The 25,555-nt window shown below is 40.4% G+C and carries 30 protein-coding genes and 1 pseudogene; 23 read left to right on the forward strand and 8 right to left on the reverse strand.

What is annotated here, in order from left to right; all coding sequences use genetic code 11:
- The first annotated feature begins 258 nt into the window (after nt 1-258).
- Nucleotides 259-1,518 (forward strand): MFS transporter, encoded by a 1,260-nt coding sequence (locus SLU01_RS05175; protein ID WP_147056080.1) that lies wholly within the window; start codon nt 259-261, stop codon nt 1,516-1,518.
- Between the two features lie 467 nt (nt 1,519-1,985).
- Here the strand turns inward: SLU01_RS05175 and SLU01_RS17900 are convergent, their stop codons facing one another.
- The gene (locus SLU01_RS17900; protein ID WP_170232597.1) at nt 1,986-2,144 is read right to left on the reverse strand and encodes a hypothetical protein; all 159 of its coding nucleotides are present in this window, start codon (nt 2,142-2,144) and stop codon (nt 1,986-1,988) included.
- Between the two features lie 47 nt (nt 2,145-2,191).
- Nucleotides 2,192-2,395 carry a YheE family protein gene (locus SLU01_RS05180; RefSeq protein WP_147056027.1) on the reverse strand — a complete coding sequence of 68 codons (204 nt, stop codon included), beginning with the start codon at nt 2,393-2,395 and terminating at the stop codon, nt 2,192-2,194.
- Nucleotides 2,396-2,465: 70 nt separating this feature from the next.
- Between SLU01_RS05180 and SLU01_RS05185 the strand changes: the two genes are divergently transcribed.
- A complete protein-coding gene (locus SLU01_RS05185) occupies nt 2,466-2,858 on the forward strand; it encodes a ferritin family protein (RefSeq protein WP_147056029.1) in 393 nt (130 codons plus the stop codon).
- A gap of 47 nt (nt 2,859-2,905) precedes the next feature.
- Here the strand turns inward: SLU01_RS05185 and SLU01_RS05190 are convergent, their stop codons facing one another.
- Both SLU01_RS05190 and SLU01_RS05195 read right to left on the reverse strand, forming a co-directional pair.
- On the reverse strand, nt 2,906-3,685 hold the full coding sequence (locus SLU01_RS05190) for an ABC transporter substrate-binding protein (RefSeq protein WP_147056031.1): 780 nt from the start codon (nt 3,683-3,685) through the stop codon (nt 2,906-2,908).
- A gap of 4 nt (nt 3,686-3,689) precedes the next feature.
- The gene (locus tag SLU01_RS05195) at nt 3,690-4,721 is read right to left on the reverse strand and encodes a hypothetical protein (protein WP_147056033.1); all 1,032 of its coding nucleotides are present in this window, start codon (nt 4,719-4,721) and stop codon (nt 3,690-3,692) included.
- Nucleotides 4,722-4,872: 151 nt separating this feature from the next.
- Here SLU01_RS05195 and SLU01_RS05200 point away from each other — a divergent pair, with 151 nt between their 5' ends.
- From SLU01_RS05200 to SLU01_RS05220, 5 genes are all read left to right on the forward strand, one after another.
- Nucleotides 4,873-5,163: a hypothetical protein gene (locus SLU01_RS05200; RefSeq protein ID WP_147056035.1), complete on the forward strand. Its 291-nt coding sequence runs from the start codon at nt 4,873-4,875 to the stop codon at nt 5,161-5,163.
- Between the two features lie 2 nt (nt 5,164-5,165).
- Nucleotides 5,166-5,813 (forward strand): toxoflavin lyase-like VOC family protein, encoded by a 648-nt coding sequence (locus SLU01_RS05205; RefSeq protein WP_147056037.1) that lies wholly within the window; start codon nt 5,166-5,168, stop codon nt 5,811-5,813.
- A gap of 24 nt (nt 5,814-5,837) precedes the next feature.
- Nucleotides 5,838-6,362: a GNAT family N-acetyltransferase gene (locus SLU01_RS05210; protein ID WP_147056039.1), complete on the forward strand. Its 525-nt coding sequence runs from the start codon at nt 5,838-5,840 to the stop codon at nt 6,360-6,362.
- Between the two features lie 311 nt (nt 6,363-6,673).
- Nucleotides 6,674-7,201 (forward strand): sigma-70 family RNA polymerase sigma factor, encoded by a 528-nt coding sequence (locus SLU01_RS05215; RefSeq protein WP_147056041.1) that lies wholly within the window; start codon nt 6,674-6,676, stop codon nt 7,199-7,201.
- Entirely contained in the window at nt 7,191-8,189 is a 999-nt protein-coding gene (locus SLU01_RS05220; RefSeq protein ID WP_147056043.1) for an LCP family glycopolymer transferase, read from the forward strand. The genes SLU01_RS05215 and SLU01_RS05220 overlap by 11 nt, the downstream gene beginning before the upstream one ends.
- Nucleotides 8,190-8,251: 62 nt before the next feature.
- Here the strand turns inward: SLU01_RS05220 and SLU01_RS05225 are convergent, their stop codons facing one another.
- Nucleotides 8,252-9,127 (reverse strand): helix-turn-helix domain-containing protein, encoded by an 876-nt coding sequence (locus tag SLU01_RS05225; protein ID WP_147056045.1) that lies wholly within the window; start codon nt 9,125-9,127, stop codon nt 8,252-8,254.
- A 146-nt stretch (nt 9,128-9,273) separates the two neighbouring features.
- On the opposite strand from SLU01_RS05225, the gene SLU01_RS05230 reads away from it, so the two are divergent.
- On the forward strand, nt 9,274-10,626 hold the full coding sequence (locus tag SLU01_RS05230; protein ID WP_147056047.1) for an amidohydrolase family protein: 1,353 nt from the start codon (nt 9,274-9,276) through the stop codon (nt 10,624-10,626).
- A gap of 172 nt (nt 10,627-10,798) precedes the next feature.
- On the opposite strand, the gene SLU01_RS05235 is transcribed toward SLU01_RS05230, so the two are convergent.
- From SLU01_RS05235 to SLU01_RS05245, 3 genes are all read right to left on the reverse strand, one after another.
- Nucleotides 10,799-11,056, reverse strand: a complete 258-nt coding sequence (locus SLU01_RS05235) for a hypothetical protein (protein ID WP_170232598.1) — start codon at nt 11,054-11,056, stop codon at nt 10,799-10,801.
- Between the two features lie 242 nt (nt 11,057-11,298).
- Nucleotides 11,299-11,958 carry a PadR family transcriptional regulator gene (locus SLU01_RS05240; protein ID WP_147056051.1) on the reverse strand — a complete coding sequence of 220 codons (660 nt, stop codon included), beginning with the start codon at nt 11,956-11,958 and terminating at the stop codon, nt 11,299-11,301.
- A gap of 19 nt (nt 11,959-11,977) precedes the next feature.
- On the reverse strand, nt 11,978-13,186 hold the full coding sequence (locus tag SLU01_RS05245; RefSeq protein WP_147056053.1) for an MFS transporter: 1,209 nt from the start codon (nt 13,184-13,186) through the stop codon (nt 11,978-11,980).
- A gap of 222 nt (nt 13,187-13,408) precedes the next feature.
- On the opposite strand from SLU01_RS05245, the gene SLU01_RS05250 reads away from it, so the two are divergent.
- From SLU01_RS05250 to SLU01_RS05320, 15 genes and pseudogenes are all read left to right on the forward strand, one after another.
- Nucleotides 13,409-14,002 (forward strand): DUF2441 domain-containing protein, encoded by a 594-nt coding sequence (locus SLU01_RS05250; RefSeq protein ID WP_147056055.1) that lies wholly within the window; start codon nt 13,409-13,411, stop codon nt 14,000-14,002.
- A gap of 156 nt (nt 14,003-14,158) precedes the next feature.
- Nucleotides 14,159-14,392 (forward strand): annotated as a pseudogene (locus SLU01_RS18435) (DUF4181 domain-containing protein); the annotation flags it as partial.
- A 300-nt stretch (nt 14,393-14,692) separates the two neighbouring features.
- A complete protein-coding gene (locus SLU01_RS05260; RefSeq protein ID WP_147056058.1) occupies nt 14,693-15,466 on the forward strand; it encodes a GNAT family N-acetyltransferase in 774 nt (257 codons plus the stop codon).
- A 287-nt stretch (nt 15,467-15,753) separates the two neighbouring features.
- On the forward strand, nt 15,754-16,215 hold the full coding sequence (locus SLU01_RS05265) for a GNAT family N-acetyltransferase (RefSeq protein WP_147056060.1): 462 nt from the start codon (nt 15,754-15,756) through the stop codon (nt 16,213-16,215).
- Nucleotides 16,216-16,374: 159 nt separating this feature from the next.
- The gene (locus SLU01_RS05270) at nt 16,375-16,755 is read left to right on the forward strand and encodes a YxiJ family protein (RefSeq protein WP_147056062.1); all 381 of its coding nucleotides are present in this window, start codon (nt 16,375-16,377) and stop codon (nt 16,753-16,755) included.
- A gap of 327 nt (nt 16,756-17,082) precedes the next feature.
- Nucleotides 17,083-17,589 (forward strand): hypothetical protein, encoded by a 507-nt coding sequence (locus SLU01_RS05275; protein ID WP_147056064.1) that lies wholly within the window; start codon nt 17,083-17,085, stop codon nt 17,587-17,589.
- A 61-nt stretch (nt 17,590-17,650) separates the two neighbouring features.
- Entirely contained in the window at nt 17,651-18,307 is a 657-nt protein-coding gene (locus SLU01_RS05280) for a Type 1 glutamine amidotransferase-like domain-containing protein (protein ID WP_147056066.1), read from the forward strand.
- A gap of 79 nt (nt 18,308-18,386) precedes the next feature.
- Nucleotides 18,387-18,944, forward strand: coding sequence for a DUF3291 domain-containing protein (locus SLU01_RS05285; RefSeq protein ID WP_246110883.1), 558 nt, complete (start codon nt 18,387-18,389; stop codon nt 18,942-18,944).
- A gap of 74 nt (nt 18,945-19,018) precedes the next feature.
- Complete coding sequence (locus SLU01_RS05290; RefSeq protein ID WP_147056068.1) at nt 19,019-19,414, forward strand: hypothetical protein; 396 nt, start codon at nt 19,019-19,021, stop codon at nt 19,412-19,414.
- A 310-nt stretch (nt 19,415-19,724) separates the two neighbouring features.
- The gene (locus SLU01_RS05295) at nt 19,725-20,765 is read left to right on the forward strand and encodes a YdcF family protein (RefSeq protein WP_147056070.1); all 1,041 of its coding nucleotides are present in this window, start codon (nt 19,725-19,727) and stop codon (nt 20,763-20,765) included.
- Between the two features lie 66 nt (nt 20,766-20,831).
- On the forward strand, nt 20,832-21,170 hold the full coding sequence (locus SLU01_RS05300) for an NIPSNAP family protein (protein WP_147056072.1): 339 nt from the start codon (nt 20,832-20,834) through the stop codon (nt 21,168-21,170).
- Between the two features lie 125 nt (nt 21,171-21,295).
- Nucleotides 21,296-22,453, forward strand: coding sequence for a DUF445 domain-containing protein (locus SLU01_RS05305; RefSeq protein WP_308507719.1), 1,158 nt, complete (start codon nt 21,296-21,298; stop codon nt 22,451-22,453).
- 12 nt (nt 22,454-22,465) lie between these two features.
- A complete protein-coding gene (locus SLU01_RS05310) occupies nt 22,466-22,813 on the forward strand; it encodes a YlbF/YmcA family competence regulator (RefSeq protein ID WP_147056074.1) in 348 nt (115 codons plus the stop codon).
- Between the two features lie 71 nt (nt 22,814-22,884).
- Nucleotides 22,885-24,396, forward strand: a complete 1,512-nt coding sequence (locus tag SLU01_RS05315; protein ID WP_147056076.1) for a coproporphyrinogen III oxidase — start codon at nt 22,885-22,887, stop codon at nt 24,394-24,396.
- 123 nt (nt 24,397-24,519) lie between these two features.
- The gene (locus tag SLU01_RS05320; protein WP_147056078.1) at nt 24,520-25,299 is read left to right on the forward strand and encodes an enoyl-CoA hydratase; all 780 of its coding nucleotides are present in this window, start codon (nt 24,520-24,522) and stop codon (nt 25,297-25,299) included.
- Nucleotides 25,300-25,555 lie beyond the last annotated feature (256 nt).

Here is a 25,555-nt window from a genome sequence, read left to right on the forward strand (position 1 = left end):
AAAAGAATGAGCCGTTCTTGGAATAAACGAGCCATTGTGGAAAAGAATGAGCCGTTCTCGGAATAAATGAGCCGTTGCGCGAAAAAGTGTCCCATACGGCGTTCAGTTCGCTGTGCGCGATTATGCGTATTTCAACAACCGAAATTGAAGTTCCTTTTTCAAACATTTGATTTCAGCAAATATTCCGTTGCTAATTGTTTCATAAACTCGTATATTTAGAGTATCGAAATATCTCGAGGTGGAAAGTTGGAAATGGTGATGATACGGGTCGGTGAGTTGAAACGGAAATTCTTTTCCTTCAATCGAAATGTAAGGCTTTTTATTATTGGGAATGCCCTCATCCAGATCGGGATGGGTGTTTTCATGGTTATGTACAATTTATACATACGGGAGCTCGGCATGCCGGAGACGGTGAATGGGAAAGTGATTTCCATGACCGCGATGGCATCTGCAATTATGTTAGTGCCCGCGGGATTTTTAAGCGATCGATTCGGGCGTAAATGGATGATCGTAGGGGGCGCCGTATTAACGGTAACAACTTTATTCTATCGAGGGATAGCAGTTGCAGAAACGCCGATTATCGCAGCAGCTTTCTTGACGGGTTTATTCATGGCATTCGTTCAAGTGTCGGGGATTCCTTTTCTCGCGGAAAACTCTTCGCCTACTGAGCGGGTCAAACTTTTCAGTGTCAATTTTGCAATTGTAACGATTGCGAATGTCGTCGGCAGTTTAGCAGGCGGCATTATTGCGGATGTGTTGGAAACAGTATTGAAAATCACTACAGCTGAAGCGATCCGTTATGCCCTGCTTGCGGGCGCAGCCATTTTCACGTCAGGATTAATTCCTTTATTCAGATTGCGTGATAAACCTAAAGAAGAGGCAAAGGTGAAACGGGAACATGCTCCTCAGGAATCTCCTTCTTTGGATGATAGCCTCAAAAGAAATCTCATTGTGATTTTCCATTTTTCATTTGCGAGCTTGTTGATCGGCTTTGGGTCAGGACTCGTTGTACCTTATTTGAACTTGTATTTCGCGAATCGTTTTGACGCAACAAATTCTTATATCGGCTTTGTTCTGTCGTTGGGATCTGCAATGACAGCAGTAGCGGCTATGATCGGCCCTGCGCTTTCAAGAAAAGTAGGCAAGGTGAAAGCGCTTATTTTATTCCAAGTATTGTCGATTCCGTTCCTGCTGTTGACGGCATATACAACGTCGTTATGGTTGGCGTCTCTAGGTTTTCTTCTAAGGCAGGCGCTTATGAATGCAGGCAATCCGATCCAAAGTGCTGTTGCGATGGAAGTAGTTTCGGATAAATATAAAGGGCTGGCCAATTCTATGAACCAAATGGTATTTAACTTGGGATGGGCGACGATGGGGTCGGTTGCGACGGGCTTAGTCGTAGCCCACGGATCTTATTGGGGCTATGCGTATGCATTTACGATAACTGCAGGTCTTTATATTGTTTCATCGGTTTATTATTACTTTATTTTCGGGAGAAGGAAATTGGCAGGGGAATAATCAATCGCGGAGGGTGGCGGTTAGACTTGAAAGACGCTGGAGGACTTGAAGGCTGCCACCCGGAGCTAGATGTGAGAAGATAGGGCGAGTCAGTCCGACAGATCCCGTATCTTACTAGATGCTAATTGGCCTGGCATGCGACATTAAGCACCGTTTGCGTTTAATTGCCCGTGCGAGCTTGAATTTCCGGTGCGCTGGACATTAAGCGCCGTTTAATTGCCCGTGAAAGCCTGATTATCAGGTACGCGGGACATTAAGGGCCGTTTAATTGCCCGTGGGAGCTTGATTTTGCGGTGAGCGGGACATTAAGAGCCGTTTAATTGCCCGTGGGAGCTTGATTTTCCCACATCCGGGACATTAAGCGCTGTTTAATCAACCGTCATCCCTAGTTTGCCGATTCGTAGAGCAATAAAAGAAAAAGCTGTTCAGAAAATCAGTTTGTACTGACTTTCCGGACAGCTCCTTTTTTATTGACCTCTTTGATACTGAGTTTCCTTCCAAGCATTTTGCTCATTAGGCACTCGGCTTTTATCCTCAAAGACGTTTTCGGTTTTCTGATTCTGGACCTTTAATTGTTCCTTTTCTTTGTGCAATTGCTCAGGGGTCTTTTCATTATCTTTCGCCATCTGCGTCGCCTCCTTATCGAGGGATAGTATGGTCGGAAAAATTCCCTTCATTCATATACATGGAATGTCATCAGTTCATGAATCATTTTTTTTACTTTTTCTTCGTCTGAAGGTGTATCTTCGGTCCAATTGATCGTGCCGTCGGGCATGTAGTCTCCGGTGTATCGCTGGTTTTGATAAAAGAAAGAGAACGTCCATCCCGGCAAGGCACCGCCAGCGAACATTGGTTTATAACTGAAATGCTGAAGCATCGAATCTCTCCTTTCATAGATAAGCGCCCGTCCGCATAAAGTGAAATAAAAGACGCGAAAGGGTGCTGACGTGTTTGTTGATAAATTAAAGCATGCCATTGAGGAAGAATACAAGGCTTATACCTATTATAAGTCTATGTATGAGAAAACGGATGACCCACTGTGGAAGGATTTCATCCAGCATGCGTATGAGGATGAAAAAAGCCACTATGAAATGTTCCAACAGCTCTATTATATGATGACTGGGACATTTGTACAAAATCCGAAGAAGCCGTTGCCTTGTTATAATTTTAAGGAGTGCGTGAAGCAGTCTTTGGTTGATGAGTTGGATGCGGTGGAAATGTACAAGGAAATGTTGTTGACGGTTCCGTTCCAGCAAGCTTATAATCCGATATTTATCGCGATGCATGATGAAATGGAGCATGCGATCCGGATGTCGACAATTTATAATTCATTGAAGTGAGTGAAGACACGAGATCATCTTTAGGATGCTCCCGTGTTTTTTTATGATTATATATTTAAATACGTTGTGAAATAAGATGCAGCATCCAACATCCTAGGTCCATACCAAAACATTTCTCCATCAACGAGGAGCTGTTCGGTTTCGGGCATCATTTCCAGGAACTCTTCGATATGCTTTTCTTTGAACGGGAACGGCTCGGAGGCCAGTAAAACGTAATCGAGATTCGCCCTTTGGAAATCTTCTGCAGTCACGGCGGGATACCTTCCATCCGCATCGATAAATGGATTAATGAAGCCCATCTTTTCCAACAGCGAATTGATATATGTATCTTTTCCGACGACCATATACGGCTTCCGCCAAATGACATAGGCGATACGCTTTCCGTGAGATGTTGGCAATGAGGCGAATTGATGCTGGATCGCTTCGATTAAATTCGCAGCTGCCCCGTTCCGATCTGTCAGGTTACCCATGTCCTCGATCATCTGGAAAGCTTCTTCTACAGACTGCACTTCCGCCACATAGACAGGGAAGTGCTGCTCCAGCTCTTCTACAATTTCTTTTGTGTTCTCTTCTTTTTCAACGATGATTAAATCTGGACGGGCATCTTGGATTCGCTCTAACTTAATATCCTTTGTACCGGCAACAGCAGGGATATTTTCCACCTTGCCTTTTGGATAAATGCAAAAACGTGTCCTGCCGACGATTTCATCTTCCAGATCAAGTGAGAGCAATGTATCTGTAATGCCTGGACATAAGGAGATGATCCGTTTGGGCGGGTATTCATAAGTAACGCTTCGACCGACTCGATCGATTACTGTTTTATCCAAAGTATTACTTCCCTTCAATAAAAAACTTTCTTACTTCCTTCGCCACAGTTTCAGGGGCTTTTAAGGATAATGGCTCGCCTTGTAAAAAGGTGAAGACGTTCATGTCGCTCGTTTCAAGCATCCCGATTGTCATACGTGGAATGAGACGAAAATGGACTTGTTCGGCTGCGTGCTTTTTCACCGGGATATGCAAGATTGCATTAAAACTTTCCACGCCTTGCTCTTTGAAATAAAGGAAGAAGTGAAGCATGCTTTTCGCAAGGTCCTCGTAGTTTTCACTTCCAAGGTCATTGAAAGAAGGCGCTTCGAAAACTCCGATGAAATCATAATGGCTTTTTGGCGCATAGGCATGCAGCCAGCTTATAGATCCTTCCTGACTAATCCAACGTTCCTCAAGATTGCGTTCTTCAGTAGCGAGGGAAGTTAAGTAATTATCTCCCTCTTTATCATAGTAAGCACGGCTATCCGAAGTAATCTTCGATTGATAATTCGTCGGAAGCTCCGAAGCAAGCACTTGGATATGCGGATGCAGAATGCTTCCTCCCGAAGGCGGCAAGTAGTTCCAGTTCACGGAGACATATTCTGTTTGATCGTCAAACTCCAACACTTTTTCAATATAGCGATGGGCCGCTTTAAATGAATCCGCAATGATCGATTCCGTAAACTCCTCAAGCTTCACAAAATGCTGCTCAGACATTCTAACGACAGCATTATGCTTACTGTAAGGAAAAAGATTCGGGAAAACAACCGCCTCCTTGCCGATGAACCGACCGCCTTCCACTAGTTCATCCGGAAAACGAGGAGTGATCTTGGAGACGTTTTCAGGGCAAAAAGGACATTTGGGCCCTTCCGTTTCCTTCGCCAGCGGGGCAAAATCCTTTGGAACAAATGGTGCACCCGGGTCAAAAATGATTCGAGACGTTTCGCCCGTCAAGGGATCAAATCTCATTTCAGTTTTCCGGTCAATCAACTTCCCGTCATGCATCGGATCATGGAAAGTAAAGAATTCCTCATGTTTACGAAAAGAAATTGGCATAGTCTTGCTCCCCCTCAAAAATGGTCTTTCTTCCATTCTATCGTTAACTTACAGAAAAGTCAGCCGGTGTATCGCTCATTTCCAAACATCTATGGTAAGATGGATTGTAGAATAGTACGAATCATTCTAATGAAAGAAAGGGGAAAGGGCCGTGTTGAAATACAAGAAGATGTTTGCGTTAAGTGTCATCCTCGCAATTGCTTCCGCGTTCATTCTTCCACAAAGCAAATACGGATTTGGATGGCCGTTACAGTGGCTGGAGTATAATGGGACTTCTTCTGTCACGTATGCATCGGAGCTGTTTCGTCCTGACAAATTCGGGACAGTTTTCTTTCACCTTTGGAACTTATTATTCGGGGCATTGCTCATCTATGCGGTACTTTTATTGATCTATCGGGTCCTGAATCATTTAAATAAAGACATAGAGATAGGGGAAAAGTGAACATGATTAAATCAGCGACACTATATACGAATAATATAAAAGCTTTGAGAAGGTTCTATGGCAATGTACTGGAACTCGATCTAACAGATTCAGCACCAGAACATTTCACAGTCAGATTCGGAGAGTCCCATCTGACATTCAAACATACAGAGCAACCCGCATTTTATCATTTTGCAATCAATATCCCAGGCAACCAATTTTCAATGATGAAATATTGGATCACAGACCGTCTTACATTGAACAGGGAAGAAGGGCGGGACGAAGTATACTTCCCAAGCTTCGACGCGGATTCAATGTATTTTGAAGATCCGGCGGGCAATATCGTTGAATTGATTGGCAGACGAAAACGCGACTTGTTTGGAGATCTTACTAAAGAATCCTTCCTCAATATTAGCGAGATGAGCATCACAACCCCCCATGTCGTCGAGGTGGGCGATCAGTTGCAAGACCTCGGTATTCCGTTGCGGAATGGTACCGAAGTGGAACCAAATGAATTGAACTTCCTTGGACGCGGTGACACTTTCATGGTACTCGTTCCCCCTGGTCGCAGATGGTACTTTTCCAAAAAGATATCGGAAACATTCCCGCTTGAGATGACTTGGAATGATGAAGTTATCAAGTTGGATGGAGAAGGAAAATTGGAGTTGTAAAGTAATATACTTGAGGTGAATCATATGAGTTCAGTTGCATATTTAATAAAACCGACAATCGAATTAAAATCGGAGTATCTGTCCTTTTACCAGGAATGGTTAGAGAGTGGAGAGGATATGATACCGTGGGTCATAAGTAAAGATCCTTCAGATTTCGAAGGGATGCTTCAGTCTTTGTGGGACGCTGAAAAAGGTGAGAATCTGCCTGAACATTGGGTGCCAGACTCTACTTTTTGGTTAGTAAATGAAGACAGAAAAGTGATAGGTGCCGTTAATATTAGACATCGCCTAACAGAACAACTATATAATTGCGGCGGACATATTGGTTATGGAATCCGACCATCTGAAAGGAAAAAAGGATATGCGACTAGACTTTTAGCACTGTCTTTAGAAAAAGCTAAAGAGCTGGGAATTCAAAAAGTTTTAGTTGTCTGCGATAAAGGAAATGTAGGTTCAGAAAAGACAATAGTCAATAATGCGGGAATGCCAGACACAGACTTTATTGAGGAAGACGGAAATATTGTAAAGAGATTTTGGATAGAACTGTAAGGGTCATTGCTTTTAATTCTTGCAATAAGTCCAATCCAATAATCCCGTTTAAAATATGCCCGCTCTTATCAAGCAATCGGTATCCTTTATTGTGCGTACAACAAAGGGCAATCTCCATAAACGAGTAAGATCACGGAATCATAAAAAGCCTGTATCTGAGATTACTAAAGTAATCATGGATACAGGCTTTTTATTTGGCTATAATTGCCTCAAGCATCTTACCGAATTTAATAACCTCTAAAAATTGAACCTATAATGATTTGATAATCGTCTAATAGCAGAATTGGAAGGGTGAAGGGGCGGATAGTAGATTGGATAAAGAAGAAAAAGATTTCCTACTGGAAAAATTGATGATTGAGTATGGTAATGAGTTGGTAAGACTGGCATTTTCATATGTGAAGGATACCGAGAGTGCTAAGGACATAGTTCAAAATACGTTTATTAAATGCTATAAAAATATTGAGTCGTTTCGATATGACGCACAAATCAAAACATGGCTCTATCGTATAACAATTAACGAATGCAAAGATTACTTAAAAAGTTGGAATCACAAAATGGTGCAGGTGAAAAGTTTTATAAATGAAACAGCAAAGTCCATATTGCCGTCAACAGAAAGAACAGTTATCGATAAATACAGTAATGAAGAAATAAAAGATACGATCTTTTCTCTTCCGAAGGTGTATCGGGAAGTGGTTTATCTATACTATTACGAATCATTGAAGACAGAGGAGATAGCCGACGTTTTGGACATTCCAGTTAATACTGTGAAAACTCGACTCAGAAGAGCAAAACAAAGGTTAAAGCCAATGATAAGGGAGGCAGAGCTTAATGAAAGATAAACGGGTAAGAGATATGTTATATCATACGTCCGATCAAGAACTGCGATTTACGGAAGAAGACCGTAATGAAGTGTTTGAACGAATTCATAAACTGGACACGACCTATGAAAAAAAGACATCACTTATTGCAAAAAGAATCGCTCCCCTTACAGCTTCTTTAGTAGTGGTAGGCTTGTGTATGTTTTTATTTACACCTTCCATCCTTCCTGGAAACAATGTCAACGAAGGTATAACGAGTACTGATAATGCAAGCGGATTAGTCGTGCAAGAAAATGAAATTTTAACCACTTTACTAACAGTGAAAGACGATAATAATAGAATACCTATTAACCTTTTACTTACGTATCATAAAGAAAAAAACATATTGAAAGTTCTATCGATCCCTCGTGATACTCATGCTCCTATAGTAGGAATTGAAAAAACTACTCCATATGATAAATTGTCGCATGCTTATGTTAACGGTTCGGGAGGAGCTGAAGATGTTAGAGCAGCACTTTCTAGCTTGTTTGATTTACCAATTGATTATCATGCTGTCATAGAGTTAGAAACCCTTTCTACGATGGTCGATTCAGTGAATGGTATCGAATACGACTTACGAGAAGATATTCGAGTAAGGGCTATATCTAACGTGGCATTTGATTTTCAAAAGGGAACGCATCGTTTGAATGGGGAGGAGTTTGTTGCATTATTGATGGATGCTACAGTGGGCAATGCTTTGGATGAAGAAGAACAATTAACCCTCATAAATGCATTTATCAATCAAACAATGAACGGATTGCCAGCCGCACAATTAAAGCAATTCACTGCTCAAATAGAAGGCGATTTACCAATAGAGCAATTGGTAGAGGATGAAAAGGAAATTCCCTCGATACAATTGGTATCATTAATCGATGGGATGGTAGGTTCAAAGATCGACGAAGCATACTATATCAAATTTAAGAAAGACTTTTTAAACTCAGTTTCAGAAGAGTTGACTACATTTAATTAATAAAGATACTAATCAGGGGCGCACTTATTGGAAAAATAGGTGCGCCCTTCATTCCACAATTCTTATTTCTTTTGGTCCAACACGATAGTTAAATAGTTTTCTGTAGTAACTGCGAGCTCGTTTGATCCCAGGTCGTTAAAAATAGAAATAGCTTTTTGGACCATTTCGACCCCTTTCTCTCGATTACCGATTTTAATTTCATAGATTCCTTTTACTTGCAGTAGTGAATTTCTGATATAAAGCTCATCTTCCGGAATGTCCAGACTTTCCAAATAACCAAGGAAGACTTTGTATTGTTCCGTGTAAGGTACCGCTCCACCCATCATGTAAGTAAGTGTATTTATGAGAATTGCGATGATTGTTTTATGGATCTTTTTCAACTTCCTGAAACGGAAACTTTTTTCAAAAGCATTTTTCGAAAGTGTTATAACCATTTCCGGCGGCATGAGGAACATCGTGGAATTATACAATTTCAGTTCATAATATCCCCAAATCTCCACATCAAAAAGATACGTATATAACAAACTAAGACTATCCTCACGAAAATCAATCTTTTCACTCCGAATAATACTATCGTAAACATCAATCATAATTAAATTATGACGAAATGTTTCCAAACCATGTATTTCCCATTTTTCAAGGGCTATTTCCTTTAACTCTGTTAATAGATCCAAGTCGCGATTGACATATGCCTCTTCCACTTTGTCAAAGAAATAGTCGAGCCGATCAAAACCAACGTCTTCATGTAAATAAAAAAATTCTTCAAAAGTGAGGGAGAGCTTTTCCAACAGACGGGTGATGTGGCTAAGAGAAATGTCCGATTCGCCGCGTTCAAATTTAGATAAAAACGATACAGATAGAATACCCTCCGCCAACTGTTGCATCGTATACCCTTTTTGCTCCCTAACCCTTCTCACTGTTTCTCCATATTTTTTCATGTCCGTCTTCCTTCCAACTAAATCTATTTCGATTATACCTGATTACAAATATTCAGTGAAAGAATTCCGCTATATGAGAAAAGAATAACATGCCTCAATTTAACCATTAAACTAGAGTTACAACATTCAAAATAGGAGGAAATAACATGAACCATTTAAAGAATTTCATAATGAAAAATGCAACAATCATTGATGTAGAGGGAGAAAACACTTTTAAAGGTGCAATTGAGGTTGACCATGGAACTATTAAGAATATCTTTTTGGTTGATAGTGACTTACCACGGGACAAAGAAATTATCGATGTGGAAGGGAATTACATCATACCTGGTTTGATCGACATGCACTGTCACATCCAAGAAGGTTTCGCACCGCAATTTGTCGCTTCGGGTGTGACAACCGTTCGCAACACGGCGGGTAATGTATTTCAGCTGAAAAAACTGATTGAATCACCAATCGATGCACCAACACCAAGAGTGTACGCTGCGGATCGTATGATTGATGGGCCGCCTGGATTATGGGGGCCAAATAGTTACGGTAATTTTGTCACAGATGACCCGATGGAAGGGATAAAGGAAGTGAAAAGGCAAAAAGATGCAGGCGCCAAATTCATTAAAATTTATGGTTGGATATCCAAAGAGGTTATGGAAGCGGTCGTGTCGGAGGCAGACAAATATGGCCTGGAAGTAAGCTGTGACTTGATACATGCTACAAAAGTAAATGCACTGGATGCTGCCAAAGTTGGCGTGAAGTGGTTTGAGCATGCATCAGGTTTCATTCAGGCCATTTACCCGAATTGGTATCCGTCTGCTGAACAAGAGGAATTCGACAAAATTGATTGGAAACATCCAGACAAAGAAAAAATTAAAGAAATATGTATGCAGATGATCCAATATAATGTAAAACTATGCCCGACGTTAGTGATATTTGACCAAGTCGACCGATTGCCCAATTATTGGCATCCAACAAATGTTGTAGCTGAAACATTTGAAAGAGAAGGCGGCCTTAAAGAACTTTGGTCGACAATGGCTGAAGGGCATGCGGAAGCACTCAAAAAACAGTTAGGCACCCAAACTCAATTTATTAAAGATATAGCAAAGACATATGCTGACTTAGGCGGGACGGTCGTAACAGGAACTGACACACCGGGGGGCGTTTGGACACTGCCAGGAATGGCACTCCACCGTGAGTTAGAGCTGTTTGTAGAAATCGGATTCACTGAAATGGAAGCACTTCAGGCCGCAACCGTCAAAGCTGCGCACTCCATTGAAATGAAGGATATCGGCACGATTAAAGAAGGTGCTATTGCAGATATGGTCATTTTGAATAAAAATCCTTTGGAGGATATTCGACATACAAAGGATATCCATAGGGTCATTAAAGGGGGACGCATGTACACCCAAGAAGAGATTTTAGGGGAAATTCCAAGTAAGGAGTATTTGGAAAGAGAACAGGAGAAATTTATGGCGGAGTTTGAGGAAATGATGGGGTCTAATTCATAGAATTTTATGGCCTGATGTAAAGTGGGTTACCGCACACAATAAGCTAGATTGAACGCTCAGAAAAAAATCTGAGCGTTTTTAAATTGCCATGTAAACTGCCAGCTCTCATTCTTTCGGTACGCTAACTCCACATTCAAGTCCATTTCAATTTCACTCATTGCAAGGAAGGTGGTCAGTCTTCTCGTAATGGATTCATAACCAATGCCTCCGCCATTTCATCAGGAATCGGTTTCTGATAAATCATCGTGAATCCGATAAAGTAATCTTCGATCGGATTAAAGGCCGTCCCTTCTCCACCTTCCCCTTTACTGACGACTTCCACGAAGCCCGCAAAAGCGATCGTGTTTAGAATACCCGTATGTAGGATGTTTTTCTCCCGCTCACTTAATCCTGAACGGTCTTGAATCTTAATGTGAATGCCTTGTTTCAATTCTCCAACTCCCTTTTGATTAACTCTTTGCAAGTTTACAATAACAAGAAGAAAAAGTATGCACTCTTTCTAATTTTCTGTTTATAAAGGACGTTAAGTGGTGGATACTTCGATCCCTGGCATCTTTCATTAGAGAAAAACATTGACTGTATAATTTATGTGTATATTTGAAGAGGATAAAAAGTCTAATTCCTCGTTGGAATGCGGGGAATTAGACTTTTCGTTTATTCTTGTCATTGTAATCAAGCCTCATCATTCTCTAAAGCAAGTGTAGCGTTATAATAGTTTTCCATCAATTCCTTGGCATCGTTAAAAGGCAGCACAGAATCCGGAGAAGTGTCTGTGTCCCATAGTGATTTACATGCTTCGACCAGCGCAATCGTTTCCTCACACCATCGAATATACTGGACTTCTTGTTCTAATCCCCTGCGCAACACAGCGGAAGACATGAGTAGCCTTGGCGTCATGATTTGCCGTTCTACTATTGATTCCCACGCTTCCTGTACGGTCTGTTTCATCTCGTCCAGACGTTTTTGGCGAACTCCCTGGTAGTATTTCAGTTGAAAGATCACGTCATCCGCAGAGATATTATCCATGAAAAAGACTTGCATGAGAAAAGAGTCTTTGATTTTAGGGATGTCAGGCGGAGCCCCCACCCAGCTAGTTATTTCGTCAATGCCTCCATTGGTGATCGAATAAACCTTTCTATCCGGTTTCCCCTCTTGTGGAACGAGCCTGCTTGTGACGAGTTCTTCGGCTTCCAACTTATTTAATTCCGGATAAATCTGTGAGAGATGGGAATGCCAAAAAATACTCATGAAATCATCAAATTCCTTTTTTATATCATAGCCGGTTGCATCCCATTTACTTAATAAGCCCAAAATCGCATGCCTTAATGTCATTCGAATTTCATCCTTCCTACTATGTTGATTGGGGTGCAGCTCCCTTTCCTAAACGGGGAATGACGCTGCAGCCGATGACCCCAAGGAATAACAACATGCCAGCCATCACCTGTATCGTACGAATGGTTTCAAATTCCCTTAATAGTATCCCTGTTGCGATAATACCGGGCAATGCGACCGACGTGGTAATCATATGATATAGACTGAACGTCCGCGTGTAGTAGTCATTGTCCACTTCATCTTGCAGATAGGTGACAATCGTGACGTTAAATCCACCTAATGCTATGCCCTGCAAGAAAAAGAAGGGAAGAATCCATTGCCAGTTTGTGATGAATAGCAGGCTTCCGACACTTATGCCTACTGCAAATAGCGACGGGATAAGCATCCACTTTCTATCCAGTTTCGGATACAGCTTAGGAGCCAGAAATGCCCCAAGCAAAATGCCCAGAAGTGAAGCAGTGCCTATGAAACTTAAATTTTCCACTCCAACAGCTAGGACATCCGTTAAAAATGAGAGTAACACAAGGTCCACTGATGTCGCAACGAGCATGGCCAGTGTCAAAAACAGGAACAGTGTTTTGAATTTACGTTGGTTCCATACATAGAGCAAGCCTTCTTTCATCATTTGCAGCTTTCCACGTTGAGCGTTTTGTTTATTTACGATAAAAGGCAGTACTCTTCGAATAAAAAGGAGCGACAGAAATAGCAATCCCGCTGCAATGATAAGCAAAACCGGAATCGGGAACAGCAATTTGATAAGAAAAGTAGTAAAGATTTGACCAGCAATTTTAGTTACCGTAAATCCCATTTGGAACAGGCTGTTTGCCTTCGCACGATCATCCGCACTTACGACGTGCGGCAACAATGACTGGTTGGAGGGAATAAAGAACAGTTGTAATAAGCTTAATACGAAAAGCAGCAAATATGCCCATTGATAGGGTGCGAAATACATCATCAAAGGGAAAATGCACAATATGGCGACCCGCAGTGCATCGGAGGCGATCATTACTTTCTGTAGCGTTCGCCCTTCAATCCAACTGCCTACTGGAATACCAAAAATGGCAACGGGAATGTAATAGACAAGGAAAAAAAGTGTAAATGAGTCCGAACTTCCGGATTGTAGCTCAATCCACTTCAATAAGGAATAAAAGATCATTGCATCTGCAAAGACACTCAAAAGTCTTCCGAAAAACAAATTGCGAAACGAACGGTTTCTAATGATCAACATAATTTGCACTCCTCTATCTTTTCGTTAAAAGGAGCATACCAAACAAATCTCCATATGTAAATATTTATATATAATAATTTATATAATTGAAGAAAGACTATTGATAATTAATGACATTCCAACTCTTTCTTTTATTGCATCACTTCTATAACATAGAGTTATAACAGTTCTTGGAATTTAGGTTAAGTAGATATTGCTAAAGGAACAGTCAGGAGAAGGCCAATGGAGAAGAACGAGTTTTTTGCTTATCATATTGTAACGAGGAATAAAATGAGTCTTGGGCAGATTATCCATTTCGACGATCATGAATACAACTCGCTATACCGTTTTTTCTTTGAGAAGGAAATTGTTAATTCTAAAGGCGAAGATTTTATTCAAATCTTGCAAAGTCACCACTCAGGCGAGGGTCTGACGTTAGAGAAGGAAGATGCTGATGTAGCGATGAGGTATGTCGGACAAACAACTCGAGCGATTCGAGAAGTAATCGTCGAAATGGTTCGATTAAAGGAGCACCCTGAATACCCTTCAAGGTTATCCTGCCTATATGCAGCTAAAAGCTATGAAGACGCGTTGAAATGGAAACAGTTATTTGAGTCTTTCAATCGAAAAGTCTTGCAGATTGTTAAATTGAGTGTAAGAGGAAATTGTTTCGAGGGGGATGGGGATTTATTACCGAAGGAAGACGGTGCTCCTTTCTCCCGGAAAATCGAACAGGCTAAAGAATATTGGAAGGGCAATGTAAATAATTATCTGCCCGAGTTGTTGATCAATGGAGAAATTGAAGTTGTGGAGATTATTGATGATTATCCAATTTGATTTGATCAGTAGTTGAAGCCGTTTGTTTATAGAGGGAGGGAGGATCTAAATGTTATCTGTTAGGATTACTTTCATTAGTGTTCTTATTTTAAACTATGCTATTAATACTATTTTATTAAGGAAAATGAATATTAAGAAACCAGGTCTGGGAATAAATATGTAAATACATTGCATAAATATGGAGATGGAATTCTCCACTGGAAAACAATAATTTTATCAATGACTAACTTTCATCATCTTAGAATATTTATTTTTATAGTACCAAGTATTTTATTTGCCTTCAGTACACTAATGGAATGGAAATATGTAAAACAAAATAAAGCATATCTATTAGATGCTGTGTCTTGCAGCATATTTATTATCGTTTCAATAGCGTACGGATTAGTATAAGGGACAAGGGAGAATGGCTGGTGACCGACGCTAAATCGGAAGCAATTATCAGTATTTGTGAAATGGGGATGTAACATGGACATCGGGCTAGAAGACAAAGGTGTGTGATTGCCTTTATATCAGAATTGGGTCTAATACGAAACTCGTATTGAATTCAATCCGTCTTATATAAGGTTTTGAGAAGTCTTTCGATAGGAAGTATGTAGTGATACGGAGCCGAATTGTGGTTTGAATTTTTGAGGTATATGACCTTTGTAAAATGTCCTGAAGTAAGTGGATTTTAATGAAAAGAGGCATTATATGATTTATAAAGTAAATGCAGAACTGAAGAATAAATTGGTACCTATGTTTGAAAACATTGATAGCACTATTGTTCTTTCATATCTTCAAGGACATATGGGAGATGCTTGGGTTGACAACCTGGAGACTCCAACGGTTGCCCAGATTACCGTAGGGATTTTTGTGTTTTTTGCTGGCGACCCCACTACTAAAGAAGCTGCGGAATTGCTCTGCAATCTCCCTGAATTCACACTTGCAATTGTTGATTCTGATGAATGGAAAAATCGTATAGAGTCTATTCATAATGGGAAATTTGAAAAGTTTCACCGATATAGATTTGAAAAGAACCCAGAGCATTTAAATAAGTCACATATACTGAACTTTTTATCTTCATTACCAGAAGGGTATGAAATTAAGAAAATCGACAGTAATATAGCAAATGGCCCGTCTTTCCAGGAGTTATCAGAGGACTTTGTAAGTCAATTTAAATCCATAGATGATTTTATTAAAAGAGGTGTTGGCTATTCCATAATCCATGAGGGAAAGGTCGTTACTGCAGCAACATCTTTTAGTGTATATGATGATGGTATTGAGATCGAAATTGCCACACATCCCGAATATAGAAGAAAAGGTTTGGCAACTATAGTAGCCTCTTCACTGATTTTAGATTGTCTTGATAATGGGAAATATCCTAGTTGGGATGGAGCAAATATTGAATCCGTTGAATTAGCCAAAAAACTAGGCTACGTATTTAAGGAGACATACGATACTTATTTTATTAATCATAATGAATAAAATTCATGTGAAAGAGTATATTTTTTAAGATTCATTGACATGTAAGAAGAGTATTTGTTTGATGTTCCGCTAACGGACTCAATTCTGGTATAAGGAATTGCGGCCATTCGGCAAACGGACCAAATTGTGTGCGGGATTATTGTATTATGGTTCGGTGCAAATTTTATACCTGGTTTATAATATAAATAACGGGCACGATTGTTATACAAGCGTTTGCGTCTGTATTACTAACGGGATAGATTATTTAAGATTCTCTAAGCTATAGTTGTAAGATTGGAGGTTCTACTATGAATTATAATTTCAGTAAAATGTCACAGGAACAAGCAGAAAATATTGCTGTAAACTGGCATTATGAAGGGAAGTATTCTTTTTATGATGTTTCTGCGGATGAAGAGGACTTGGCTGAATTTTTGAACCCAATGGAACGAGGAAATTCCTATTATATTGTCAAAACGGATGAAAAAGAAATTGGGTTCTTTAGTTTTGATGAAAACGGTGGTTTCGTGGATCTTGGATTAGGAATGAAACCTGAATTGACTGGGGAAGGACTTGGCTTAGAGTTTCTTAAAGCAGGACTAAGTTATGCAATATCAAAGTATAATCCCAAAGAAATAACGCTCTCAGTTGCTACTTTTAATGAAAGAGCCATAAAAGTCTATATAAAAGCGGGTTTTGAACCTGTAGCGACTTTTATGCAAGATACAAATGGAAGTCGTTTTGAGTTTTTAAAGATGAAATACGATTGTTAGTTAATTGAACGTAATGAGCTTGATAAAGTTGGAAAGCTATTACAGGATATCCACGATAATTAACAGGAGGAAGATTTCGAAGTTTTTGAAGTAGATAACAACTAATTCAAAATTACACTACTATCTTTTAACTGATAATCTAGTAATGAGGGAGAAAATATGAACGCTATTTTAAAGCAATTATCTGAAATTGAACCTGAATTGAAAAAGCCATTTCCTACTGAAGATATTAATAAAATCTGTGAAGACTTTCAAACAGATTTTTTGAATTTATCCGGTGAGGTGGATTTCTATGAAGATTTTCGTTATTACTGTGTAAACATAGCGGGAACATTAAGTTATGTTTTACGAGATTTGACAAATCAAATTCCACAAGGACAAATTGATATGCTATATAAATCCTTTTTTGAATACCATTATCAATATGAATTTTTAGAAGACCGATTAGCAAACTATAATCAATTCTTCCAGGAGTATACAACTTTTGAGCAAGCAAGAAAGTTGTTATTACAACTGTTGTCAAATGACCTTCTTAATTAATCATTTCTCATTAATTCGTCCGCAGAAAACATTTTTCATTTCGGAACTCCTACCAATTAATTCAGAATCATACTTATTACCGGGACTACATAAAAACAGAAAAAGTAGCAAGTAGCAAAGAAATTATTACAATAGAAATCGAGAAATGCTAACAGAGAAGTTCTTAAAGGATACAATCAATCGTTAGGGGTATAAATTATAATCGCTTCAATAGCGTACGAATTAATAAAATTTTAAAATGACAAGGGAAAACCGCTGGTTACCAGCGCTATAAAGTAAGTAATTATTTTCAAGTGGTTAATCATATCAAAGTTAGGCGGTGATTTCTTGAGGAGAATATTTTTAAGTAGTATCATTTTGTTGTTTATTCTAGTCGGATGCAGTCAAAAGGATAGTTCCGACTGGTATGATTCGAAAGAAAAGGCTATTGAGGCCGGATTAAAGCAAGAAGGGACTGACGCATCAGCAGTCTTGTCTGTTGAAAAGTACGAAGAGGAGACGATTGTATTTTTTGATTATGACGGAGCACTTAGTATAGCGAATCTTGTTGAAAGTAATAAAGGATATAGCTGGGTTAGACTTGAGCCGTATTTCGATTTTGATGTTGAAGGGAGTTCACTTCCTTATACAACTGCTGGTTTTGATTTTGAAACAAAAGAAGGATCAAAGGGATCTGTGTTATATGGAAAAGTTTATGATGAATCTATAAAAAAGCTGATACTCATTGGAGATGGAGCCGAAAAGGAGTTAATGATATTTGAAGACTCTAAGCTATTTTACACAATCCATCGACAACCATTTACATCATTAGAAGTTATCCCTGTAAAAGAATGAAAATTGCTTTCAGTAAAGAGAGGATTTGCACCTTGTAAATCATTATGCAACGGGGGTACTTATGAAAACTCACTATTATTTAGGTTGGTTTAACAATTTTTTTCCGGAGAATCTGAGCAAGGTTCTACAAGAGGATATAACGGAAAGAAAATCCCTTGTCATGATTAGCTCGAATCCATCTATTTATGAAGAAGTTGGTGCGACTGAACGCTCGTGGCTTGACCAGGCGGGCATTATGTTTGATGAATATCATGTAATTAATGATATCGTCCAGAAGGAAAATGCCCAAACATTGATTCAAAATGCCTCAGTTATCTTTTTATTGGGTGGAGATACTTTGAAACAAAATGGTTTTTTGATGGAATATGAATTGTCGGATTCAATCAAAAAAAGCACTGCCGTTGTTATGGGAGCAAGCGCTGGTGCCATCAACATGTCCGCTAGATGGTTCTGCTCGAAGAACTTAGGCTATAAAGTCGAAAAAAGCTCTGTTTACGACGGAGTTGGTCTTGACGATTTTTCTGTCCTGTCTCATTTTGATCTTGAAAATAATATGGCGCTCGTTCAGGGCGAACTGTCTCCCTTATCGGAGGAAATGGATATTTATGCGTCGAACAAAGATTGCGCTGTACGTGTAAAGGGAAACAAGATCGACATTTTCGGCAATGTATATCTAATTTCTCACTCAAAAATTCAGAAATTGGATGATTCTCTATAGTAATGGTGAAGGATTGAATTAACTCCTTTATGCAAAGCTTCTATTTTAAGTTGAGTAAAAGAGAACGACGCAAAATAGGATGGATGAACTTAAACTAACGTTAGCTGAAGAAGGATTTTTCACATTTTCACTTGAATATATCTATGAAAAGACTATAGATGGAGGGCTGTTTATGGCATTAGTTGCAATTTATACTATTGGTAGTCTAAATCACCCCTATGACCACCCTATTTCTCGTGAGTTTTATGAAATGGGATATAAAGTAATGCGCCAGGCATTTGTATCAGGAGATCTTATAGAGGAATTTTCATCAGATGAAGTGCTCTTCCCTGAAGAAGCCAAAGGAAAAGGTTACCCTGTCCTAACACTAACGGTATGGAAAAGTCTTCAATCGTTGCATCGTTTCTCCTATTCGGGTAAGCATAGTCAAGCGTTACGAAAGAGGAGCAGATGGATGCATCCTTCCGAAGAGAAACACCTTTCATATGTCGTGTGGTGGGCAGACAAAGTGAAGGATGTCTCATGGGAGGAGGCTTTCAAGAGATACAACTATTATATTCAGTATGGCCCCACTCCTTTTGCGTTTGATTTTAAGCATTCTTTTGATGAAAAAGGGGATGCATTCTTGGTTAAGTAGCAGGGGATCCTTAATTAAGTAGGAGATTATCAATTAAAATTAATGGTGATGTTAAGGAATAATGGAGTGATGGTTTGATAATTAGAAAATTAGTTTCTGCCTTATTTGCCTGTATGCTCGTAATGTTTATTTCTTTCCTTATTGAACCGTCAGGATTTGTTATAATCATTGGCCTATATTTATTCCCAATTCTTTTATTCAATGGGTTGCCAAGTTCCATATTATCCAATTGCGTAACTAAAAAACTCAAAGGAATTAAAAGAGGGGGAACTGCGCTATTAATTCATTTAATTTTTGCTGCTATATTTGTCATAGTTATATTTAATTATGAAGAGGATTGGGTACCAATGAACTTTTTTTTATTGCTCTCTCTCGGATCTTCTTTCCTTTTCTGGGGTTTTGATGAGTTGCTTAAGTCTAATAAGGCTAAACAAATTTGTATGAAGATTGATGATCTGAAACTTCATTAGAAAAATCATTTTGTTTGAAAGGATGAACTAAATGGGAATGGGGTGGAAACGTTCTATTAGGTTTTTTTCAGGAATTGCGCTGATAATTATAATGGATGGCTATGACAACGTAGTCAATAAAGTCGTAAGGACGCGGCATTCCTAATTACTCGGCGTATTGAATTAGCGGTGCTCTGATTTTTTTCGTGCTATTGTGAAGGGATGTTTAGTGATTGATACTCGAAGCTTTAGTAGTGGTGAACTCGATAGCGATAAAACCTATACATAAGCGGTTAGTGCAGACTTCATCCTTGAAAGGAGGAGCAGGCGGATGCTCATTGTTCCGGTATTATTGTTGACGGTATTATTCATGGGACTATTTTTCATAGAGCGCCGGACGATCTGGATCGGTATCCTGTTTCTATTTTGGATTGCCATGCTGAGTGTATATACGATTATCACTTTGGAAGTAAGTGAAGCTAAAGTGGCGCTTGGTATCGCCTTGTTGCTTGCCGGCCTTTTCGTTCTCGGCACTCCGTTTTATCTCGTTTCTTTCGTCTGGCTGCTGATCACGTCTGGCTTCCGACTCATTCGGAGGGAAGGACGGCGGCTTCGGAACTTTCTGTCCGTCGGGCTCGGCGTGTTCCTCATCGCCTGGGCTGTCGGTCCAATATTCATCGGGGTTCCTAAGAATCCGGTTTGGCAAGGGGTTTACGGCTACCTCACGTTTTGCGTCTATTATTTCTTCTTTCTGATGCTCTGTTTCGCGGTTGCCTCCTGGCTGAACCGCATCCGGCTGACCGTTCGCCCGTACGATTACATTATCGTTCTCGGAAGTGGATTGATAGGCGGCCAAGTGACGCCGCTGCTTGCCAGCCGAATCGATAGGGGAATTGAACTGTTCCGCAAACGCCAGTTTAGGAATTTAGCCCCCGTCCTCATCTTCACAGGCGGACAAGGGGCAGACGAGGACCAATCAGAAGGGAAGGCGATGGCCGGCTACGCGATGTCCCAAGGCATTGATGAAAGGAACATCATCATTGAAGATAAAGCAGTCAATACGTATGAAAATTTGTTGTTCTCGAAACGACTCATGGAGAGCGACGCCGAAGCTAAAGGACTGACACGTAAACTCCGTACAGTCATCGTGACGAACAATTTCCATCTGTTCCGATCACTACTCTGGGCGCGTAAAGTGGGGTTGCGATGTGAAGGTTCCGGCTCAAAGACGAAATTCTATTTCTGGCTGAATGCATTGATCAGGGAATTCATCGGGATGCTTGCCATGCAGAAAAAAGTACATACTTTTGTCCTGGGCGCTGTTCTTATCGTTACGGTTGCCTTCGTGCTCATCAACTTATACGTCGTGTAACAGCGGTAGTAATACAGGAGGTCTTTAACAAAATGTTTACGGTGAAAAAGATAGGGAGTGGGGGATTTGTTTTTTAGACGAAAGTTTTACATTGTGAAAAATGAATTTGTGGAGGCTTTTAATGCCCATTTCAATAAAAACAATTTGCCGAATCAACTCAAGCATGGTGCTCGATTAGTTGGCAGATGGATGATCCCAAAGGATGAAGATTCTACGGAGATATTCGCAATTTGGGAATATGATAGTTACGATGAGTATGTTGAAGTTGAAAATAATGTTAGAAATGACGAATCGCATTTGCAGCGAGTTCATGAATGGTATGAAAAACACGGGGGCAGGGATTTCGTTATTAGACATTATTTATTGGAAGTACGGAATGAGGAAATAAAGACAACGTTGAATTAGGCGTAGTAAATAACATTCAAGCCGATTGCTACTGCAGTGATCGGCTTTATTCATGAAACACATCGAATGCTTTTTCCAAATGAACACATTCTGTTATAATTGGAACCGAACGATTGAGAAATAAGGTGAAGCGATTGAATTTTTTATGGACATTGCTGTTTATGGCTTTCATCGGAGCATTGATTGGTGGTTTTACGAACCATCTTGCAATCAAAATGCTGTTCAGGCCCCATGAAGCGAAATATATCGGTAAATGGAGGCTGCCTTTCACGCCCGGTTTGATTCCAAAGCGTCGGGATGAACTTGCCGTACAGTTAGGGAAGACGGTCACGAATTATTTAGTGACGCCGGATATGTTTCGGAATAAGCTGCTTACGCCTGATATGGAGAAAAAGGCGGAGGCATTTCTTCAACAGAAGTTGGACGAGCAAGTCCTTCATTCGGACAAGACGTTGAATGATTGGCTGCAACTCGCAGGCGCTTCTAATTTGGCTCAAAAGACGGAGCAGAAAATCGATGCACTGATCGACGCCCAGCTTATGAACGCCCGTGAGAAGCTGACAACAGGAACGATTGAAGACGTCGTACCAATGGATTGGCAGGAACAAGCGAAAGAGTATATCCCGACGATGACTTCCTATATTCTTGAGCGTGCGGAACTATACGTGGATTCCTATGATGGAAAAGTGATGTTTCAAAAACTGATCAATGATTTTCTCGAGTCGAAAGGGACATTCGGAGGCGTGTTGAACATGTTCTTCGGTGATTCGAACTCACTTGTTGAAAAGGTGCAGAAGGAAGCATTGAAGTTCATTCAGGCACCAGGGACGCAGAACCTTCTGCATACACTGATTGAGAATGAATTTACAAAGCTGCAAAAACGACCAATGGCAGAGTTGCTAGCCAATTTCGATTGGGAGGGACTTTTCACCTCCATCAAAGCATATGCTAGGAAGGAACTTGCGCTGGAGTCCAGATTGGATAAGACAATCCAAGATTATTGGCCGGAAGGTTCCGAATGGACATCCGAAAATCTGACACCGAAACTGATACACTTCGCTTTTAACCAAGTGGAAAAACAACTTGAAACAGCGATGAAAAAGCTGAATCTTGAAGGGATCGTCAAGGAACAAGTTGACACGTTCCCAGTTGCTGTTTTGGAAGATCTGATTCTCGGCATTTCAAGACGTGAATTTAAAATGATCACCGTTCTCGGTGCGCTATTAGGTGGCGTCATTGGGATTGTTCAAGGATTGATCGTCTTTTTTACAAACTTATCTTAGGGGGAATAAAGAATGACTGTAAATATTTATGATGATTTAAACAAATTGGAAGCGACACTTCGAAAGACTGCTGAATTTGCTAAAGTTCAACAAGCGATTGAAGATGTGAAAGCAGATGAGCAAGCGTCGGAGCTTTTTAAAAGCTTCCGCAAAATCCAATTAACACTTCAAGAAAAGCAAATGCAAGGCGAAGAAATTTCTGGCGAGGAATTAGAATATGCTCAAAAAACAGCTCAGCTTGCACAGCAAAATGAGAAGATCATGCAAATGTTACAAGCTGAAATGGGATTGAGCGGTTTGATTGAAGAAGTGAATCGTGTATTGATGAAACCTGTTCAGGAATTGTATGAGACAATGTAAAGAAAAACCGGCCTAGCCGGTTTTTTTGTGCTATATTTTAATGAAATGATAAATGAAAGATGGAATTGAAAATGCAAAAAATTATTCTTACTAAACCTTTCGAACAGGATTGGATCCGGATGTTCACCCATCTTGCCAATCTTTTCTTTGAGCAATCCAAAATTGTTGTGGACCCTATTGAAGAAGGGCTTCCGATTGATATATCCGTGGAGAAAGATGTAGAGGGATTTTTACGCGGAAACGCGGTCCTTAAAATAGATGACAATGTATATACTGCCACGTTCACAGAGCCGGAGACGAGTGACGGTTCAGAAACCGAGAACAGGCAGCTGAAGCGGATTTATTCACATGTATTCCTTGATGTTTTGGAGCAATATACAGGAATGCAACAATCATGGGGGATTCTTACCGGAATCCGTCCGACAAAACTGTATCATAAGTATCGGCAGATGGGACACGATCGTGAAACCGTCAAGCAGCTTTTAATGGACAAGCATCGTATTTCAGAAGAGAAAAGCGAGCTTTTGGAAACGATTGAACGCGTACAATTAGGGGCTATCCCGGACTTGCATGAAATTAAGGATGAAGTGAGCATTTATATCGGCATTCCTTTTTGTCCGACGAAATGTGCTTATTGCACATTCCCGGCATATGCCATTCATCGGAAAAACGGGCGTGTTGAATCGTTTTTAGATGGCTTGCATGAAGAAATTCGTGAAATCGGGAAATGGTTGACGGCTCGGGATATAAAAATTACGACGATTTATTTCGGTGGAGGGACGCCGACTTCGATTGAAGCGGATGAGATGGATGCTCTTTATCAGACAATGTATGATTCATTCCCACATATGAAGGAAGTCAGGGAAGTGACGGTCGAGGCGGGCCGCCCTGATACGATCACCCCTAAGAAAATTGACGTCCTGAAAAAATGGGGAATTGACCGTATCAGCGTAAATCCACAGTCATATACGGATGAAACGTTGAAAGCGATTGGGCGGCATCATTCCGTGCAGGAGACAATCGATAAGTTTTGGCTGTCCCGGAATATGGGCATGAAAAATATCAATATGGATTTAATTATCGGGCTTCCAAATGAAGGGCTTGAAGAATTCCAGCATTCATTGGATGAAACCGAGAAAATGCAGCCTGAATCATTGACGGTCCATACACTTTCTTTTAAAAGAGCTTCAGAAATGACGCGGAATAAAAACAAATATAAAGTGGCGGACCGGAAAACGGTTGAGCAAATGATGCAATTGGGCGAGAACTGGACGAAGCAAAACGGTTATGTCCCTTATTATTTGTACCGCCAAAAAAACATTTTGGGTAACTTGGAAAATGTCGGCTACGCGAAACCTGGTGAAGAAAGCTTGTACAACATAATTATCATGGAAGAAGTCCAGACGATTATCGGCGTTGGCTGCGGGGCATCGAGCAAATTCATGGAGCCTGCAACCGGTAAAATTACGCAGTTTCAAAATCCGAAAGATCCAGCTGCCTACATTTTAACGTTTGAAGAATATATTGATAAAAAAATTGAGCATCTGGAGAGAATTTTTCCGGAAACTGTTATAGCCGACTGATGGTTGGAATCTGCCTTAGCATTTCGATATGCTAAGGTTTTTCTTTTCGAAAGAAGGAGTTACTGGACTTTCATCGAATAGTAGTAAGTGAATGACTATTCATTTTTGAAGGGGTGCAACGATATGTATTCTACAATTGAACTGAAAAAGGAAGGCCGGCTTGCGCGGTTGAAGTTAAATCGACCGGCGGCGATGAACGCAATGGACGACGTTATGATGAAAGAACTGGCGGATGCGTTCGAAGCGTTAAAATCGGATACTGAAACGCAAGTGTTGATCATTCAAGGAGAAGGCAAAGTATTTTCAGCAGGCGGCGATATTAAGAAAATGGTCGACCCGGAATCGCCGATGGATATTGGTAAAGTCATGGTCGATGTATCCCGGCTTGCGAAAGGATTATACGAACTACCGCAAATCACAATTGCTGCCATCCACGGCGCGTCAGCTGGTCTCGGATTTAGTATGGCGTTAGGTTGTGATGTGATTTTGGCGGAAGAAAATAGCAAACTGGCAATGAATTTCATAGGCATCGGGCTCGTGCCTGACGGCGCTGGCCATTTCTTCTTGAAAGAGCGAATCGGCGTGCCGCAAGCGAAGCAACTGATTTGGGCCGGTGAAGTGATGAACACACAAACTGCCTTGGCAAAGGGATTAGTCGATCAAGTCATTCCGGACGGAGCTGTTGGCCAAGCATCTGAAGCGCTCGCGCAAAAGTTCTTAGGTGCGCCCATTGCAGCGATGCTTGCTTCCAAAAAGATTTTACACGCACAAAAAATGAGTGAATTGGAAAATGTCCTTCGCATGGAAAGCGAACAGCAAGTCGCCATGCGCCAAACGGAAGACCACATGGAAGGCATCAAAGCATTTGTTGAAAAGCGGAAGCCTGAATTTAAGGGGAAATAAACGAGCGTTTTATTAAGAGAAATTTCCCATTGAAGTGCAGTGAGAGTGAGTTCTCGTTGAAGGATGAGGAGTTCTCATTGAAGTGCAAAGAGTTCTCGTTGAAGGTTGAGGAGTTCTCATTGAAGTAGAAAGAGTTCTCGATAATGGTCGAGGAGTTCTCATTGAAGTGCAGTGAGTTCTCGTTAAAGGTTGAGGGGTTCTCATTGAAGTGCAGTGAGTTCTCGATAAAGGTTGAGGAGTTCTCATTGAAGTGCAG

The sequence above is a fragment of the Sporosarcina luteola genome (genome assembly GCF_007991495.1).
Lineage (GTDB): Bacteria > Bacillota > Bacilli > Bacillales_A > Planococcaceae > Sporosarcina > Sporosarcina luteola.

What these genes read in the sequence shown, in the direction of transcription:
- SLU01_RS05240 (WP_147056051.1), bottom strand. Translation starts at nt 11,958, where the DNA reads ATGACATTAAGGCATGCGATTTTGGGCTTATTAAGTAAATGGGATGCA.
- SLU01_RS05175 (WP_147056080.1), top strand. Translation starts at nt 259, where the DNA reads ATGATACGGGTCGGTGAGTTGAAACGGAAATTCTTTTCCTTCAATCGA.
- SLU01_RS05250 (WP_147056055.1), top strand. Translation starts at nt 13,409, where the DNA reads ATGGAGAAGAACGAGTTTTTTGCTTATCATATTGTAACGAGGAATAAA.
- SLU01_RS05180 (WP_147056027.1), bottom strand. Translation starts at nt 2,395, where the DNA reads ATGCTTCAGCATTTCAGTTATAAACCAATGTTCGCTGGCGGTGCCTTG.
- SLU01_RS05220 (WP_147056043.1), top strand. Translation starts at nt 7,191, where the DNA reads ATGAAAGATAAACGGGTAAGAGATATGTTATATCATACGTCCGATCAA.
- SLU01_RS05195 (WP_147056033.1), bottom strand. Translation starts at nt 4,721, where the DNA reads ATGCCAATTTCTTTTCGTAAACATGAGGAATTCTTTACTTTCCATGAT.
- SLU01_RS05210 (WP_147056039.1), top strand. Translation starts at nt 5,838, where the DNA reads ATGAGTTCAGTTGCATATTTAATAAAACCGACAATCGAATTAAAATCG.
- SLU01_RS05245 (WP_147056053.1), bottom strand. Translation starts at nt 13,186, where the DNA reads ATGTTGATCATTAGAAACCGTTCGTTTCGCAATTTGTTTTTCGGAAGA.
- SLU01_RS05315 (WP_147056076.1), top strand. Translation starts at nt 22,885, where the DNA reads ATGCAAAAAATTATTCTTACTAAACCTTTCGAACAGGATTGGATCCGG.
- SLU01_RS05260 (WP_147056058.1), top strand. Translation starts at nt 14,693, where the DNA reads ATGATTTATAAAGTAAATGCAGAACTGAAGAATAAATTGGTACCTATG.
- SLU01_RS05225 (WP_147056045.1), bottom strand. Translation starts at nt 9,127, where the DNA reads ATGAAAAAATATGGAGAAACAGTGAGAAGGGTTAGGGAGCAAAAAGGG.
- SLU01_RS05205 (WP_147056037.1), top strand. Translation starts at nt 5,166, where the DNA reads ATGATTAAATCAGCGACACTATATACGAATAATATAAAAGCTTTGAGA.
- SLU01_RS05265 (WP_147056060.1), top strand. Translation starts at nt 15,754, where the DNA reads ATGAATTATAATTTCAGTAAAATGTCACAGGAACAAGCAGAAAATATT.
- SLU01_RS05295 (WP_147056070.1), top strand. Translation starts at nt 19,725, where the DNA reads ATGCTCATTGTTCCGGTATTATTGTTGACGGTATTATTCATGGGACTA.
- SLU01_RS05285 (WP_246110883.1), top strand. Translation starts at nt 18,387, where the DNA reads ATGGATGAACTTAAACTAACGTTAGCTGAAGAAGGATTTTTCACATTT.
- SLU01_RS05320 (WP_147056078.1), top strand. Translation starts at nt 24,520, where the DNA reads ATGTATTCTACAATTGAACTGAAAAAGGAAGGCCGGCTTGCGCGGTTG.
- SLU01_RS05270 (WP_147056062.1), top strand. Translation starts at nt 16,375, where the DNA reads ATGAACGCTATTTTAAAGCAATTATCTGAAATTGAACCTGAATTGAAA.
- SLU01_RS05310 (WP_147056074.1), top strand. Translation starts at nt 22,466, where the DNA reads ATGACTGTAAATATTTATGATGATTTAAACAAATTGGAAGCGACACTT.
- SLU01_RS17900 (WP_170232597.1), bottom strand. Translation starts at nt 2,144, where the DNA reads ATGGCGAAAGATAATGAAAAGACCCCTGAGCAATTGCACAAAGAAAAG.
- SLU01_RS05280 (WP_147056066.1), top strand. Translation starts at nt 17,651, where the DNA reads ATGAAAACTCACTATTATTTAGGTTGGTTTAACAATTTTTTTCCGGAG.
- SLU01_RS05230 (WP_147056047.1), top strand. Translation starts at nt 9,274, where the DNA reads ATGAACCATTTAAAGAATTTCATAATGAAAAATGCAACAATCATTGAT.